Source organism: Kribbella lupini (assembly GCF_039529595.1).
In the GTDB taxonomy this organism is placed as follows: Bacteria; Actinomycetota; Actinomycetes; order Propionibacteriales; family Kribbellaceae; genus Kribbella; species Kribbella lupini.
Map to the genome: position 1 here is coordinate 820518 of NZ_BAAANC010000002.1, position 15040 is coordinate 835557.

14 protein-coding genes are annotated in these 15040 nt (G+C 71.0%); 10 read left to right on the top strand and 4 right to left on the bottom strand.

The genetic code is table 11. From position 1 onward, the window contains the following. Positions 1 to 117 precede the first annotated feature (117 nt). Complete coding sequence (locus ABD235_RS17135; RefSeq protein WP_344175156.1) at positions 118 to 1164, top strand: N-acetylglucosamine kinase; 1047 nt, start codon at positions 118 to 120, stop codon at positions 1162 to 1164. A gap of 4 nt (positions 1165 to 1168) precedes the next feature. Here ABD235_RS17135 and ABD235_RS17140 read toward each other — a convergent pair whose 3' ends face one another. Then, positions 1169 to 1552, bottom strand: coding sequence for a YciI family protein (locus ABD235_RS17140; protein WP_344175158.1), 384 nt, complete (start codon positions 1550 to 1552; stop codon positions 1169 to 1171). Between the two features lie 159 nt (positions 1553 to 1711). Here ABD235_RS17140 and ABD235_RS17145 point away from each other — a divergent pair, with 159 nt between their 5' ends. From ABD235_RS17145 to ABD235_RS17160, 4 genes are read left to right on the top strand one after another with little or no spacing between them, the layout of a single operon-like run. Beyond that, positions 1712 to 2572 carry an alpha/beta fold hydrolase gene (locus ABD235_RS17145; protein WP_344175160.1) on the top strand — a complete coding sequence of 287 codons (861 nt, stop codon included), beginning with the start codon at positions 1712 to 1714 and terminating at the stop codon, positions 2570 to 2572. A gap of 46 nt (positions 2573 to 2618) precedes the next feature. Then, a complete protein-coding gene (locus ABD235_RS17150) occupies positions 2619 to 3833 on the top strand; it encodes a serine/threonine-protein kinase (RefSeq protein WP_344175161.1) in 1215 nt (404 codons plus the stop codon). Between the two features lie 55 nt (positions 3834 to 3888). Next, the gene (locus ABD235_RS17155) at positions 3889 to 4509 is read left to right on the top strand and encodes an ArsR/SmtB family transcription factor (RefSeq protein ID WP_344175162.1); all 621 of its coding nucleotides are present in this window, start codon (positions 3889 to 3891) and stop codon (positions 4507 to 4509) included. Further along, positions 4506 to 5759, top strand: coding sequence for an MFS transporter (locus ABD235_RS17160; protein ID WP_344175163.1), 1254 nt, complete (start codon positions 4506 to 4508; stop codon positions 5757 to 5759). The genes ABD235_RS17155 and ABD235_RS17160 overlap by 4 nt, the downstream gene beginning before the upstream one ends. Here ABD235_RS17160 and ABD235_RS17165 read toward each other — a convergent pair. Next, a complete protein-coding gene (locus ABD235_RS17165) occupies positions 5752 to 7044 on the bottom strand; it encodes a hemolysin family protein (RefSeq protein ID WP_344175165.1) in 1293 nt (430 codons plus the stop codon). The genes ABD235_RS17160 and ABD235_RS17165 overlap by 8 nt on opposite strands. Before the next feature lie 133 nt (positions 7045 to 7177). Between ABD235_RS17165 and galT the strand changes: the two genes are divergently transcribed. Beyond that, a complete protein-coding gene (gene galT / locus ABD235_RS17170) occupies positions 7178 to 8221 on the top strand; it encodes a galactose-1-phosphate uridylyltransferase (RefSeq protein ID WP_344175166.1) in 1044 nt (347 codons plus the stop codon). Between the two features lie 121 nt (positions 8222 to 8342). Then, the gene (galK, locus tag ABD235_RS17175) at positions 8343 to 9473 is read left to right on the top strand and encodes a galactokinase (protein ID WP_344175167.1); all 1131 of its coding nucleotides are present in this window, start codon (positions 8343 to 8345) and stop codon (positions 9471 to 9473) included. A gap of 621 nt (positions 9474 to 10094) precedes the next feature. Here the strand turns inward: galK and ABD235_RS17180 are convergent. After that, positions 10095 to 10913, bottom strand: coding sequence for a DeoR/GlpR family DNA-binding transcription regulator (locus ABD235_RS17180; RefSeq protein WP_344175168.1), 819 nt, complete (start codon positions 10911 to 10913; stop codon positions 10095 to 10097). A 113-nt stretch (positions 10914 to 11026) separates the two neighbouring features. Here ABD235_RS17180 and ABD235_RS17185 point away from each other — a divergent pair, with 113 nt between their 5' ends. Next, positions 11027 to 12184, top strand: a complete 1158-nt coding sequence (locus ABD235_RS17185; protein WP_344175170.1) for a GNAT family N-acetyltransferase — start codon at positions 11027 to 11029, stop codon at positions 12182 to 12184. Positions 12185 to 12273: 89 nt separating this feature from the next. After that, positions 12274 to 12933, top strand: a complete 660-nt coding sequence (locus tag ABD235_RS17190; protein ID WP_344175171.1) for a GNAT family N-acetyltransferase — start codon at positions 12274 to 12276, stop codon at positions 12931 to 12933. An 87-nt stretch (positions 12934 to 13020) separates the two neighbouring features. Here the strand turns inward: ABD235_RS17190 and ABD235_RS17195 are convergent, their stop codons facing one another. Beyond that, the gene (locus ABD235_RS17195) at positions 13021 to 13941 is read right to left on the bottom strand and encodes an NAD-dependent epimerase/dehydratase family protein (RefSeq protein ID WP_344175173.1); all 921 of its coding nucleotides are present in this window, start codon (positions 13939 to 13941) and stop codon (positions 13021 to 13023) included. A 122-nt stretch (positions 13942 to 14063) separates the two neighbouring features. On the opposite strand from ABD235_RS17195, the gene ABD235_RS17200 reads away from it, so the two are divergent. After that, a complete protein-coding gene (locus ABD235_RS17200; protein WP_344175174.1) occupies positions 14064 to 14900 on the top strand; it encodes a CAP domain-containing protein in 837 nt (278 codons plus the stop codon). Positions 14901 to 15040: the final 140 nt, after the last annotated feature.

Here is a 15040-nt window from a genome sequence, read left to right on the forward strand (position 1 = left end):
CACCTGGCAGCTAAAGTCAAGGCTCATCTCACTCTTCCCTCCAGATCGGGACCGTTGCGTGACCTTGCACGTTGTTGTCCATTAACGGCTCTGATTGAGCAGTTTGGAGCATCGCCTATGTCCGTCGACCACGCCCTTCCGGAACCACAGGACACAGTGGTCCTGCGACCTGACACCACACTGGTCCTGGGCGGCGACCTCGGCGGCACGTCCACACGGATCGTGATCGCTGATCATGAGGGCAACGTAGTCGGTCGAGGGGCGGCCGCGGGCGGAAATCCGACCAGCCACCCCGCCAGCGCGGCGGCGAACTTCGGACTGGCGCTGCGCCAGGCGCTCACCGGTCTGGATCCGGCCCTGGTGAAGGCCGCCGTGATCGGCGCGGCGGGCGGTTCGGCGTTGTCCAAGCCGGAGGTGGCCGCGCAGTTCGACGCCGCCTGGTCGGGCGCCGGCCTGGTCTGCACGCCCGGCTACATCGGCGACCTGGAGGTCGCCTTCGCCTCCGGTACGCCGGAGGCGGACGGCGCCGTGCTGATCGCGGGCACCGGCAGCGCGGCCGGCCTGGTCCGCGACCACCGTCTGGTCCGTACGGCGGACGGCCACGGCTGGCTGCTCGGCGACGACGGGTCGGGCTTCTGGCTCGGCCGCGAGGCGATGCGCAGTCTGCTGCGCGCGCTCGACCTGGGCGAGCCGATCGGGCTGCTCGGCGAGGCCGTCGTCCAGGCCGTCCTGCCGGGCTGGGATCCGGGCGCTGTCGCGGAGCGTGAAGGCTACGACCTGCTGCGTGACGACCTGATCCGGACCGTGAACTCCCGACCACCGGTGCTGCTGGCCGAACTGGCCCGGACGGTGGTGGCGGCCTTCGACCAGAACGACCAGACCGCGCACGCCGTGGTGAAACGCGCAGCCGAACTGCTCACAGAGACGGTCAGCCGGCTGCGGACAACGTCGGACAACGGCCCGCTGGTGCTCGCGGGCAGTGTCGCGGGCGAATCGTCACCGGTCGGACGATTGCTCCGTCAGAGCATCCACGACCACTTCCACGGTGAGGTCCTGACCGCCCACGACGGCGTCGGCGGGGCCACCTGGCTCGCCCTCGGCGCCCTCGACCCCGCCCTCGCCACCCGCGACAACCACACCCGACTGGTGGCCCCGCCCGCCTGACTACTCAGTCGAGTACGGCGATCGGCCGCAGCTCGACCGCGGTGAAGGCCGCCTCCGGGATACGGGCCGCGACCTCCTCGGCCCGCTCCTGCGAGGCGACGTCGATGATGAAGACGCCGGCGAGCTGCTCCTTCGCCTCGGAGTACGGGCCGTCGGTGGTGGCGCGGACGCCCTCACGGACGCGGACCACCTTCGCCCTCGACGGCGCCTCCAGCGGGTCGGCGGAGACGAGCTCACCGTTCGCGGCCAGCTCGGCGAGCAGGTCGTCGAGCTGCTGGGTGAGCGCCTTGCGCGCGGCCCTCGGCAGCGCGACGCCCTCCTCGGTGTGCAGGAACGACGGGTGGCCCCAGGTCTTCGGGTTGCTGTGGATCAGCAGCAGATACTTCACGAGACGTCCTTTCGTCGGTACGGATCTTCGCAGCAGAGGTCGGAGGCGGCCCGCACCCGTCGACATTTCGCCCGTTCGCGAGAAAACGGCCGCAATGTCGAGCCCCCGCCACCCGCGGCGACGTACCGTCCGAATCAGCACCGACCCCGAAGGACTGTCATGGACGAGACCGACCTGCGCCTGCCCGACGGCCGCACGCTGCACGTGTACGACACGCACCCCGGCGAGGACCACCGCGTCCCGGTCGTCTGGCACCACGGCACCCCGAACCTCGGTACGCCGCCGGCGCCGCTGCTCGAGGCGTCCGACTGGCTCGGCCTGCGATGGGTCTCGTTCGACCGGCCCGGGTACGGCGGGTCGACGGTCGCGCCCGGCCGGACGATGCGGTCGGTCGCACGGGACGCCGAGTACGTCGCCGACTCGCTCGGTCTCGGCCGGTTCGCCGTGATGGGCTACTCCGGTGGCGGCTCGTACGCGCTCGGTTGTGCGGCGACCCTCGGCGACCGGGTCCAGGCGGCCGTCAGCCTGGCCGGCATCGCGCCGTACGGCGTACCGGGGCTGGACTGGTTCGGCGGGATGATCCCGTCCGGCGTCACCGCGCTCCGGGCCGCGCGCGCCGGCCGCGAGGCGCGCGCGCTGCTGTCGGGCGAGGACTACGACCCGGAGTTCGCACCCGTCGACCTGGCGTTGTTCGACGGCCCGTGGTCCTGGCTCGGCCAGGTCGCCGGGCCGGTCGCGGTCGAGGCCGGCCCGTACGGACCGATCGACGACGACGTCTCCTACCTGCTGCCGTGGGGCTGCGACCCGGCCGAGATCACCGCGCCGGTCCTGCTGCTGCACGGCGGGATCGACCGGATCATCCCGCCCGCGCACGCCGACTGGCTGGCCGAGCACATCCCGTGCGCCGAGCTGAACCGGTACGACGCCGACAGCCACATCTCCGTCCTCGGCCACGCCGAGTCGGCCCTCGACTGGCTCCGCGACCACGCGGACGGCGCCACGGCCTACCCGCTCGGCTGACCGGCCGCTCGACTGAAGCGCATACGGAGGGGGTACAGAGCCCTGGATGATGCGCGACGTACTGGTGGCGGAGCGGTACCGGGTGGGCGATCCACTCGGACGCGGTGGCATGGGCGAGGTGTACCGGGCCACCGACGAACTCCTGGGCCGCGAGGTCGCGCTCAAGCTGCTGCTGCCCGCACGACGCGAGCCGGAGATGGCCGCTCGGTTCCACCGCGAGGCCCGGGCGGCGGCGTCGCTGTCCGACCCGCACGTGGTCTCGGCGTACGACTTCGGACCGTACGAGGACGGCTTCTTCATCGCGATGGAGCTCGTCGAGGGGCGAACGGTCGCGGTCGAACTGCGGCTGTGCGGACCGTTCGGTCCCGACCGCGCGCTCGACGTGATCCGGCAGAGCGCGGCCGGGCTGGCCGCGGCGCACCGCAACGACATCGTGCACCGCGACGTGAAACCGCAGAACCTGCTGCTCACCGCCGACGGCACGGTCAAGGTCACCGACTTCGGCATCGCGCGGTTCCTCACCGACACCACGACCACGCTCACGGCGACCGGGCAGATCCTCGGCTCGGTCCACTACCTCGCCCCCGAGCGCGCGCAGGGGCTGCCCGCGGGCAAGGCCTCCGACGTGTACGCGCTCGGGTGCGTGCTCTACCAGCTCGTCACCGGGCATGCGCCGTTCCAGGGCGATCAGCCGGCCGTGGTGATGTACCAGCAGGTCTCGACCGAGCCCACTCCGCCGAGCGACCTGCGCCCGCAACTGGGCGGTGAGTTCGAGCAGCTGCTGATGAGCATGCTCGCGAAGAACCCTGACGACCGACCGACCGCGGCCCAGGTCGCCGCCGGTACGGCGGTGCCCGTCGTCACCGCGCAGCTGACCGGTGGCCTGGGCGGCGAGTCGCCTCGCCGGTGGTCACGGCGGAGGCTGGTCGGCGCCGGCGTCGCGCTGGCGGTCCTCGCGGCCGGCGGTACCGGCGTCGTACTGGACAGCCGCGGCGAACGGCTGCCGGAGACTGCCGACCTGACCCCGCCGTCGACCCCGCGGAGCACGCCGGTGGCGCCCCCGACGGCGAAGCCGAGCTCCCCTCGTCCTTCCAGCACCACCACCGTCACCACCGAGCGCTGGGTAAATGTGACCAGCAAGCCCGTCGCCCAGCCGCCGACGAAGTCCACGCCGCCCGGACAGGGCAAGCCGAGCAAGTCCGGCAAGCCGGACAACCCCGGTCAGGGCAAGTCGAAGGGCAAGAACCCCAAGAAGCCCTAGCGGCTATTCCAAGCAACAGCTTGACATCAGCTTCCGGCTGTCGCATATTCCAAGCATGTCTTTGGAATCCGAGGATCCCCGTCGGCGCCGGTTGCTGGACGATCCGTTGGCGATCCGGGCGATGGCCCACCCCGTCCGGCTCGATCTGCAGGCGCTGCTCGGCAAGGAAGGTCCGCTAACCGCGGCCGACGCGGCGCGGCGGCTGGGGATCAGTCAGGCGCTGGCGTCGCACCACCTGCGGCAGCTGGCCAAGTACGACTTCGTCGAGCCGGCACCGGGCAAGGACAACCGCGAGCGCCCGTGGCGACTCGTCTCCACGTCGCAGACGTGGCGCAGCGCGCGGCTGACCAGCGAGGGCGCGGCCGCCGCGGACATCCTCGAGCAGCTGATCGCCGAGCGGGCGCTGAACAACCTGACCGACTGGCAGCAGCGGCGCAGGACCGAGCCCGACGTACTGGTCGAGAACTCCGGCATCAGTCACACCGGCATCTATCTGACCGCGGAGGAACTGGCAGAGCTGGAGGAGCAGATCGGCTCGCTGCTGCAGCGGTACGTCGACGAGCGGCCGATCGACGACAAGTCCACCAGGCCTCCGGGCAGCCGGCTGGTCGACATCACCCGGATCATCAGCGTGCTCCCCGAGGAGACCGCACCGCCGCCTGAGGAGGACGCATGAAGGACCTGTGGGCAGTGCTGGCCCGTCGCCGCGACTACCGGCTGGTGCTCAGCGCCGGGCTGATCTCACTGACCGGCGACTGGATCCTGCGGACCGGCCTCGCCTTCCACGTCTACACGCTGACCGGCTCGACCCTGGCGTCCGGCGGGTTGCTGCTGGCGTCGTTCGTGCCGCTGGTGGTGCTGGGCTCGCTGGCCGGGGTGTTCGTCGACCGGTGGGACCGGCGGCGGACGATGATCGTGGTCAATCTGCTGCACGCGGTCGTGCTGCTGCCGCTGCTCGCCGTACGGGACGAGAGTGGGCTGTGGGTGGTCTACGTGATCGTGCTCGCGCAGAGTTGCCTGCAGCAGTTCTTCCGACCGGCCGAGCAGTCGCTCGTGCCGCACCTCGTCGATCCGCAGCAACTGGTGACGGCGAACGCGTTGAACAGCCAGAGCAACGACATCGCCCGGCTGATCGGTGCCGCGCTGGGCGGGGTCCTGGCGGCCGCGGGTGGGATGCCCCTGTTGGCAACGGTCGACGCGGCGACCTATCTCCTCGCGACGGGCTTGCTGTACGGCGTGCGGCACCGCGCGATCGCCGTGGTCCGCGAGCGGACCTCCGGCGCGGTGCAGCGGTTGAAGGCCGAGTGGACGGACGGGTTGCGGATCTGCCTGAGCAGCAAGGCGATGCGGATCGTGTTCGTCTTCGGGCTGGTGACCGGCGTCGGCGAGGGCGCGATGAGCACGCTGTTCGCGCCGTTCGTCAGCGCGGAGCTGGGCGGCGACGGTACGGCGTACGGGCTGATCGTCTCGGCCCAGGCGGTCGGTGGGATCGTCGGCGGACTGGTGGCGGCGGCGGTCGGCGCGCGGTTCGCGGCGGCGAAACTCTGGGGCGTGGGCGCGGTGCTGTTCGGGCTGATCGACCTGGCCCTGTTCTGCTATCCCTTGTTCTACGACGGTTTGACGCCGGCGTACGTGCTGATGATCGCGGTGGGGCTGCCCGGGGCGTTCGTCGTCGCCGCCTCGATGACGGTGGTGCAGCGGCTCACCGACGACGCCTCACGAGGCCGCGTCTTCGGTGCGTTGTTCGCCGCGGAAGGTCTCGCCGTCCTCGTCGGGATCGTCGCCTCCGGCCTGCTCGGCGACGTCGTCGGCATCATCCCGGTGCTGATCTTCCAGGGCCTCGGCTTCACCGTCGGAGGGCTGGTGGTCCTCGCCAGGAGCAAGCTCCTCGAGGAGAAGGCACCAGCCCTCGTAGGAGTCAGCTGACTTCTTCGCCGGCGACGCGGTGGACGCGGACGCGCGCCACCCGGCGGCCGTCCATCTCGGTGACGGTGATGTTGTAGCCGTCGACGGAGCCCTCGTCGCCGACGGCGGGAACCCGGCCCAGCTGGGCGGCGAGGAAGCCGGCGACCGTCTCGTACGGGCCGTCGGGCAGCTCGACGCCGGTCTCGTCGGCGAAGTCGTCGAGGTTGAGCAGCCCGTCGACCTCGACGTCACCGCTGCGCAGGCGGGTGGTCTCCCCCGCCTCCTCGTCGTACTCGTCCTTGATGTCGCCGATCAGCTCCTCGACCAGGTCCTCGAGCGTGACGATGCCGGCGGTGCCGCCGTACTCGTCGAGCACGATCGCCAGGTGCGTCGAGCGGCGGCGCATCTCGGTCAGCGTCGGCAGCAGCTTCGCGGTGTCCGGCAGCATCAGCACGTCGCGCGCCAGGTCGCCGACCCGGACCGACCGCGAGGCGACCGCCGGGTCGAACAGGTCGCGCACGTGCACGAACCCGACGATGTCGTCGGCCGAGCCGTTCATCACCGGGTAGCGCGAGTGCGGCCGCTCGGCGGCGAACTTCACCGCCTTGTACGCCGGCATCTCGGCGTCCACGAAGTCCACCTCGGTCCGCGGCAGCATCAGCTCGCGCAACTGCCGGCCGCCGGCCTCGAAGACGTCGTCGACGATCCGGCGCTCCTCCTCACCCAGCGACTCGTGCGCCGAGACGAGGTCGCGCAACTCTTCGTCGCTCATCACCTCACGGTTGGCGTTCGGGTCGCCGCCGAGCGCGCGGACCACCAGGTCGGTGGACTTGGACAGCAGCCAGATCACCGGCCGGACCGCCGACGCGATCCGGTCGACCAGCGGCGCCAGGCCGAGGGCGAACATCTCGGCCCGCTGCAGCGCGAGCCGCTTGGCCGCCAGCTCGCCGATCACGATCGACACGTAGGAGATGGCCACCGTGATCAGGACCAGCGCGACAGTGCTCGCGACGGACTCGGGCAGGCCGAGGTCCTGCAGGTGCGGAGCCAGCCCGTCGGCCAGGGTCGCGCCACCGAAGGCGGCGGACAGGAAGCCCATCAGGGTGACGCCGATCTGCACGGCGGACAGGAAGCGGTTCGGGTTCGCGGCGACCCGGGCGACGGTCTCGCCGCGCCGGCCTCGGGTGGCGATCGACTTGATCTGGCTCTCCCGCAGGGAGACCAGGGCCATCTCGGCGGCGGCGAACACACCACCGATCAGCACGAAGACGAAGATCAAAACGATGTTGAGCAGGGTCTCGTTCATGGGCTGGGAGTTCCTAGCGTCCTCTCCGGGCCAGCGGGAGAGGACGCGGAAGTAGGGCGACGTCCATCGATCAAGAGTAGCGGCGCCGGGTCTTCCGATGCATGTTCAATTCTGTTGGTTTATGATGATTCACATGACGACGCGTGGCGCGCGCCGGACAGACACCAAACTGTCCGACGGCCGGGACCTCATCTACTACGACCCTGCCGACGCTCCGGTGCGAGTGCCGCTGGCCGACACCCGCGGCCTGGCCGCGCCGAAGCCGCAGGTCGACCTGCGGACCGATCCGCTGACCGGCGACGTGATCACCTTCGCCACCCACCGCAACACCCGGACCTACCTGCCGCCGGCCGACCAGTGCCCGCTGGACGCCAGTACGCCGGACAACCCGACCGAGATCCCCGACCACGACTACAACGTGGCCGTCTTCGCGAACCGGTTCCCGTCGTTCGCCGGTCCCGGCCGGACCGAGGTCGTCTGCTTCACCAGCGACCACAACAAGTCGTTCACCGACCTGTCCCAGGGCCAGGCTCGCCTGGTCGTCGAGGCGTGGGCCGACCGGGTCGCCGAGCTGAGCGCCCGGCCGGACGTCGAGTACGTCTTCCCGTTCGAGAACCGCGGCCGCGAGATCGGCGTCACGCTCAGCCACCCGCACGGCCAGATCTACGCCTACCCGTTCCTGCCGCCGCGGATCCGGACCCTGATGGCCCGCGCCCGCGAGCACTTCGAGGCGACCGGCGGCAACCTGTTCGCCGACATCCTGGCCGCCGAGCGCAAGGACGGCATCCGCGTCGTCGCCGAGAACGCGACCTGGACGGCCTTCGTGCCGCAGGCCGCCCGCTGGCCGGTCGAGGTGCACCTCTACCCGCACCGCCAGGTCGCCGACATCAGCGAGCTGACCGAGACCGAGCGCGACGACTTCGTCCAGCTCTACCTCGACGTCCTGCGCCGCTTCGACGGCCTGTACGACGACCGCCTGCCCTACATCGCCGCCTGGCACGCCGCCCCCGTGCGCGTCGACCGCGAGCTGGGCTACCTGCACCTCGAGCTGCTGTCGATCCGCCGGGCCGCGGACAAGATCAAGTACCTGGCCGGCTCGGAGTCCGGCATGGGCGCCTTCATCTCCGACACCCGCCCCGAGGACGTCGCCGAGACGCTTCGTAAGGTCGGCGCATGAGCAGCTGTGCTTTTCTGCCGCGCCTGCGGCACGGCGTGGTCATGAGGCTCAACTCCCGGCCTTCCCTCGTCGCTCCGGTCGCTTCGCTCCCTCCACTCCTCAGTCCAGGCCGGGAGGCCTCATGACCACCTTCAGCGAGACTTTCGGGACAGCGCCCGACGGCGCCTGGCGGGCGCCCGGCCGGGTCAACCTGATCGGCGAGCACACCGACTACAACGACGGGCTCGTCCTCCCGATCGCGTTGCCGAACCAGATCTCGGTCACCGCGTCGGCGCGCGAGGACGGCGTCGTCGCGGTCTCGACGAACGGGCAGAAGGGCGTGATCGAGTTCGCCCTCGACTCGCTGGAGCCGGGGTCGGTCACCGACTGGGCGACGTACCCGGCGGGCATGGCGTGGATCCTGCGCGAGTCCGGCTACGCGATCGGTGGCGCGAACCTGTTCGTCGACTCCGATCTGCCGACCGGTGCCGGTCTGTCGTCGTCGGCCGCGCTGCTCTGCGCGACCGGCGTGGCGCTGCTCGGCCTGCGCGGGATCGAGGTCGACCCGGCCGAGGTTGCGCGGCTGGCGCAGAAGGCGGAGAACTCGTACGTCGGGGCGCCGGTCGGGCTGATGGACCAGATGGCGTCGATGTGCTGCACCTCCGGGCACGCGCTGTACTTCGACATCCGCGCGATGTCGACCGAGCAGATCCCGTTCGACCCCGAGGCCGAGGGACTCACGCTGCTGGTGATCGACGTGAAGGCCCCGCACCGGCACGTCGACGGCGAGTACGCCGCGCGGCGCAAGAGCTGCGAGAACGCGGCGGCCGCGCTCGGCGTACCGGCTCTGCGCTCGATCGCCCTGGCCGACCTGGACGACGCGCTGTCGCGGTTGTCCGACGACGTCGACCGTCGCCGGGTCCGGCACGTGGTGACCGAGATCGACCGGGTCGAGCAGGCCGTCGCGCTGATGCACGCCGGCCGGCTGCGCGACGTCGGCCCACTGTTCACCGCGTCGCACGCCTCACTGCGCGACGACTTCGAGATCACCGTGCCGGAACTCGACGTCGCCGTCGACACCGCCCTGGCCGCGGGCGCACTCGGCGCCCGGATGACCGGCGGCGGCTTCGGCGGCTGCATCATCGCGCTGGTCGAGACCGCCAAGGCCGACGAGACCTTCACCGCGATCGAGAAGGCTTTCCAGGAGCACGGTTTCCGCACACCCAGCTCGCTCGCAGCAACCCCGTCCCCCGGGGCCTCGAAGCTGAACTAGCCCGCTCCCCACTCCTGCAGGGGGTGGGGGGCCCGCTCGCCCGAGCCGCCTGCGGCTCCGCCGCGGCGCGGGTGGACTGACCTTGCTCACCGCTGCGCGCGTGCGCCGAGCCTGCAGCTACGCCGCGGCGCAGGTCAGCGCAGCTTGCTCACCGCGGCGCGCGTGCACCGAGCCCGCAGCTACGCCGCGGCGCAGGTCAGCGCAGCTTGCTCACTGCGGCGCGCGTGCACCGAGCCCGCAGCTACGCCGCGGCGCAGGTCAGCGCAGCTCGCTCACCGCGGCACGCGTACGCCGAGCCTGCCGCTACGCCGCGGCGCAGGTCAGCGCAGCTCGCTCACCGCGACGCGCGTACGCCGAGCCTGCCGCTACGCCGCGGCGCAGGTCAGCGCAGCTTGCTCACCGCGGCGCGCGTACGCCGAGCCTGCCGCTACGCCGCGGCGCAGGTCAGCGCAGCTTGCTCACCGCGGCGCGCGTACGCCGAGCCTGCCGCTACGCCGCGGCGCAGGTGAGCGGAGCTTGCTCGGCCGCACCGCTCCATGGCTCATCCTGCTTTTCCGGCCGCAGCGGGCCCAGCCCGTGCGACGTTTCCGGCCGCATGCAGCGGACCTCAGCCCAAGCGCTCTAACCGGCGGCGAGCACCAGTTCGCAGCCGGTGTCGCGCATGGACTTGCGGGCTGCCGACGTGAGGCCGGTGTCGGTGACGACGACGTCCAGGTCGTTCCAGGTCGCGAACGTGCTCAGGCCGACCGTGCCCCACTTGGTGTGGTCGGCCACCAGCACGACCTCGCGGCTGGCGGCGATGAACGACCGGTTCGTCTCGGCTTCCATCAGGTTCGGCGTACTGAGTCCGTGCTCTGCGTCCACGCCGTGCGCGCCGAGGAACAGCATGTCGAGGTGCAGCGACTGCAGCGCCGCCGTCGCGATCGGTCCGACCAGCGCGTCCGACGGCGTCCGGATCCCGCCGATCAGCACGACCGTCCGGTCCGAGCGGCTGTTGCCGTGGAACACGTCGGCGATCCGCGCCGAGTTCGTCACGACGGTCAGGTTCTCCACGCGCAGCAGCTGACGCGCCAGCGCGTACGTCGTCGTACCGGCGCCGATGCCGATCGCACTGTCCGGCCGGACCCGGCGCGCGGCCTCGGCCGCGATCGCCTGCTTGGCGCCCGACTCCTGCGTCAGCTTGGCGTCGAACCCGGGCTCGTGCGCGCTGCGCAGCCCGACCGACGTCGCGCCGCCGTGCACCTTGTGCAGCAGGCCGGACGAGTCCAGCGCGTCCAGGTCGCGGCGGATCGTCATGTCCGAGACACCGAACCGGTCGACCAGCTCGGCGACCGTGACCGCGCCCCGGCTGTTGACTTCGGCAACGATCGTGGCCTGCCGCTGGGCAGCCAGCTGACCGCCCCGGCCACGGGTCGGTTCGGCGTTTCCGGCAGCGTTCACAGGCACAGACTACGGTCTGCGACGCCCCCGCGCAGTGGGAAAGTGTTGTTTTCCGTGCGGCTCGCCCTGAAATGCCGTTGCCTCGCGACAGTCGTGAGCCTCACCCTTCGGGTATGCGATTCCCCGACGACGTCCCCGTGCTCACCGACGGCACCGTCACCCTGCGCGCCCACACGACGGCCGACATCGGCCCGGCGTACGAGACGTGCCAGGACCCGGAGATGCAGCGCTGGACCACCATCCCGGTGCCGTACCTGCAGGAGCACGCGGTCGCCTTCCTGACCGAGCAGGTCCCGGCCCGCTGGGCCGACGAGAGCTCGTACGCGTGGGCAATCGAGTACGACGGCCGCTACGCGGGCACCGTCGACCTGCGCGACCGCCAGGGCGGCGTGGGCGAGATCGGGTTCGCGGTGTCACCGTGGGCCCGCGGCAACGGCGTGATGACCCGCGCGGTGAAGCTCGCGGTGCGGTACGCCTTCGACAGCGCCGGCTGGCACCGGGTCATCTGGCGCGCGTACGTCGGCAACTGGGGATCCCGTCGCGTGGCGTGGAAGGCCGGCTTCCGGTCGCTGGTGACGATGCCCGAGGAAGGCCTGCAGCGCGGCGTACGCCGGGACGAGTGGGTCGCGTCGATCACCCGCGACGACGAGCTCGAGCCGCAGGGCCACTGGTGGACCATCCCGGTGGTCGAGGGCAACGGAGTCCGCCTGCGCCCGCTCGAGGCGAAGGACGCCGAACGAGTGATGGCCGCGTGCAACGACGAGCGGACGCAGCTCTGGCTGGCCGGCATGCCGTCGCCGTACGGGCTGGACGACGCGCACGCGTTCATCGAGGGCCGGCTCGGCCTGGCCGCCGACGGCGACGGCGTCTCCTGGGCGATCGCGGACCCGGAGACCGACGACCTGCTCGGCAACATCAGCGCCTTCGACCTGCGCAACCGGATCGACCCGACGATCGCCGAGATCGGCTACTGGGCCCACCCGGACGCCCGCGGCCGCGGCGTGATGTCGGCCGCGGTCGGGCTGGCGATCAAGCACGCGTTCACGCCGCTCGACGACGGCGGACTCGGCCGGCGCCGGCTCGTCCTGTACGCCGCCGCGCCGAACACCGCGTCCGCCCACGTGGCCGAGGTCAACGGTTTCACCCGCACCGGCCTGGCCCGCGCCGCGAGCCCGCGCCGCGACGGCACGTACGAGGACCTGATCAGCTTCGACCTGCTCGCGACCGAGCACCCGGACTACCGGAAACTGCTGGAAAACGTCGCCGATTGAGCGAGTCGTCCACAGTGTGAGGCGGATTTGTTCGACTGGCGACACCAGTTCCCCTCGCCGTCCGGCGTCAGGACTGCTTGAATCGACGGGTGAGAGATCGTGAGGAGCTCGTCCGCCGCTGGCAGGCGGGGTGGTCGGTGTCGAGGGGCTGGACCAAGGTCGAGGACGACAACGACGGGATCTTGATTGTGCGCGCGGGTGAGGACAACCGCGCCATGGAGTACGTCGTGCTCGACGCGGACGACAAACCGGAACGGGTCGAGCGGGCGGCCGAGCTGGCGATGGCGGCCGGTGGTGGCCGGGGCGCCGGCTGGATCACGCTGGCCACCGACGACCGTGAGGCCCGGGTCGACCAGTTCGAGGAGCTCGGGCTGGAGGTGCAGCGCGAGCAGGACTGGCTGATGACCATCCAGCTGTCCGAGCAACCTGCCCTGCAGCTGAACGACCGGTACGCCCTGCACACCGAGCTGGAGTCCGACCTGATCGTCTGCCGGGCCACCGTGCACGGCGGCGTGGTGTCGAGCGGCCGGATGGCGGTGGTCGGCGAGGACGCCGTCGCGGACCGGATCGAGACCGACCCGCAGCACCGGCGGCGCGGCCTCGGCAGCGCCGTGATGGCGTCGCTGGTCGAGACCGCCGCGGCTCAGGGCGCCAAGCGCGGCATCCTGATCGCGTCGATCGACGGCCTGCGGCTCTACCGGAGCCTGGGCTGGAAGGTCGTCGCGGACATCGTCATCGCTCGCTGCTGAGTGCGCCTGCCCTGCGCGCTCCTTCCTTCTGCACTGAGGGTACAAGCTGTGGGAGCCGAGCTGTGGGACTTATCCACAGCCTCGTCCCTAGCTCCCTCCGCGCGCCGCGTCGACGGTCGCGCGGAGGGCGTCCTCGGTCGGCACCGGCCGGATGCCGAAGGCTTCTTCGGCCTGCGTCGAGTCGATCACGAACGGTCTGCGGAACTGGTACTGCAGCTCTCGGATCTCCTTGACCGGCGGGCTGAACAACCCACCCAGCCACAACACCGCGCCCGGCATCGTGGTCACCCGCGCCGCGGGCAGACCGGCCAACCGCGCCGTGTCCGCCGCCAGGTCGCGGATCGACACCGGCGGCGCCGTCGGGACCAACCACGTCCGGCCCCACGCGTTCTCGTCGTCGGCGACCGCGAGCAGCGTCCGCGCGACGTCGTCGACCGCCGTCCAGCTGTGCGGCGCGTCCAGGTCAGCCGGTACGGCGACCTGCTTGCCCTTCAACAGTCCCGGCAGCACCCCGACTGTGAAGAACGACACCGCGCCCGCGCCCAGGTAGTCCGAGCCACGCACTTCCGCCGTACGGATGCGCCCCGCGCGGTGCGCTGCCAGCGCGTCGGCCCACACCTGCGCGCGGACCTTGCCCTTGGCCGAGTTCGGCCGGTCGGGGTCCTGCTCGCGCATCGGGCCGTCGGGAGCGCCGTACGGGTAGAGGTTTCCGGTCGTGACCAGTACGGCGCCGCTCTTCTCGGCGGCCGCGACCAGCGAGGCGCCGAGTGCCGGCCAGTGCGAGATCCATTGCCGGTAAGGCGGACCGCCACAACTCAGCAAGGTGCTCGCGCCGTCCACGATCGCGCTCAAGGCCGCCGGGTCAGACGCGTCCGCGGCCACCTTGGTGAGTGCTGGGTGATCGGGTCCGCTGCCGGAGCGGGTGACGAGTTTGACCTCTTCACCGCGGTCGACGAGCAACCATGCGACCGCCGTACCAACTGGTCCTGCACCGACGACGACGTGCACGCGATCGCTCCCTGGATTGTGGACTAGGGCTGAACGCTAGTACGTCAAAGGTCTGTAAGAGCGGGAACGACCTGTGTCACAAGGGCTCGTCGCCACCGGCGATCTCCGCTACGTTGCCTCGGGTGTCCAACACTCAGTACGACGAATTCCCTGGCCACCAAGGTCCTCGGCGCGCGAAACGACGTGGCGTCGCCGGACCTGTGCTCGCGGCTCTCGTCGTCCTCGGGCTGGTCGCGGGCGGCGGGTGGTTCCTCACCCGGGACGGCAAGAACGCCGCGCCGACCAGCCAGGACGAGCCGCTGACCGTCGTCACCTCCGACACCCCGCCCGTGGACGACGCGACCCTGACCCCGACTCCCAGCGTGACCCCGACGCCGACGCCGACGCCGAGCAAGACGCCGTCGAAGACGCCGAGCGCGACGCCGACGCCGACCCGGTCGACCACGGCGCCGAGCCGCGGCACCACGCGGACGCCGAAGCCGTCGCCCAAGCCGACGAGGTCGTCGCCGAAGCCGAGCCACACCGCCACGCCGAAGCCGACCGCGACCCAGCCGCCTCCGGTCGGCGGCTCGATGGAGACGCAGGTCCTGCAACTCACGAACAACGAGCGGCAGAAGGCCGGCTGCGGACCGTTGCGCACGAACAGCGCGCTGGCCCGAGCGGCCGAGGACCACGCCGCCGACATGGTCGACAACCACTACTTCGACCACAACAGCCAGGACGGCCGCAACCCGTTCGACCGGATGAAGGCGGCCGGGTTCAAGGGCGGGTCGATGGCCGAGAACATCGCCGTCGGTTACAGCTCCGCGGCCGCCGTGGTGAAGGGCTGGATGAACAGCGAGGGCCACCGCAAGAACATGCTCAACTGCAGCTACACGATGATCGGGATCGGCTACGACAGCGGCCAGGTCAAGCCCGACTGGGGCAACGGCAGCTGGGTCCAGGACTTCGGCGGATAGAGCCTGGGGTGGCGCGGGCGTCTCGCCGGGGGATCGGGTGAGACGCCCAATCTTCGGGGTGCGTTAAGACCGTTCGAACGCTTGTAACAGTGACCTTGCCGATCGGTTAAGGTCTCTGTTCGGTAACCAGGGGGGCCTGG

Excerpts from the sequence above, each read along its gene's own strand:
- ABD235_RS17135 (WP_344175156.1), top strand. The coding sequence starts at position 118 with ATGTCCGTCGACCACGCCCTTCCGGAACCACAGGACACAGTGGTCCTG.
- ABD235_RS17145 (WP_344175160.1), top strand. The coding sequence starts at position 1,712 with ATGGACGAGACCGACCTGCGCCTGCCCGACGGCCGCACGCTGCACGTG.
- ABD235_RS17150 (WP_344175161.1), top strand. The coding sequence starts at position 2,619 with ATGATGCGCGACGTACTGGTGGCGGAGCGGTACCGGGTGGGCGATCCA.
- ABD235_RS17155 (WP_344175162.1), top strand. The coding sequence starts at position 3,889 with ATGTCTTTGGAATCCGAGGATCCCCGTCGGCGCCGGTTGCTGGACGAT.
- ABD235_RS17160 (WP_344175163.1), top strand. The coding sequence starts at position 4,506 with ATGAAGGACCTGTGGGCAGTGCTGGCCCGTCGCCGCGACTACCGGCTG.
- ABD235_RS17165 (WP_344175165.1), bottom strand. The coding sequence starts at position 7,044 with ATGAACGAGACCCTGCTCAACATCGTTTTGATCTTCGTCTTCGTGCTG.
- galT (WP_344175166.1), top strand. The coding sequence starts at position 7,178 with ATGACGACGCGTGGCGCGCGCCGGACAGACACCAAACTGTCCGACGGC.
- galK (WP_344175167.1), top strand. The coding sequence starts at position 8,343 with ATGACCACCTTCAGCGAGACTTTCGGGACAGCGCCCGACGGCGCCTGG.
- ABD235_RS17185 (WP_344175170.1), top strand. The coding sequence starts at position 11,027 with ATGCGATTCCCCGACGACGTCCCCGTGCTCACCGACGGCACCGTCACC.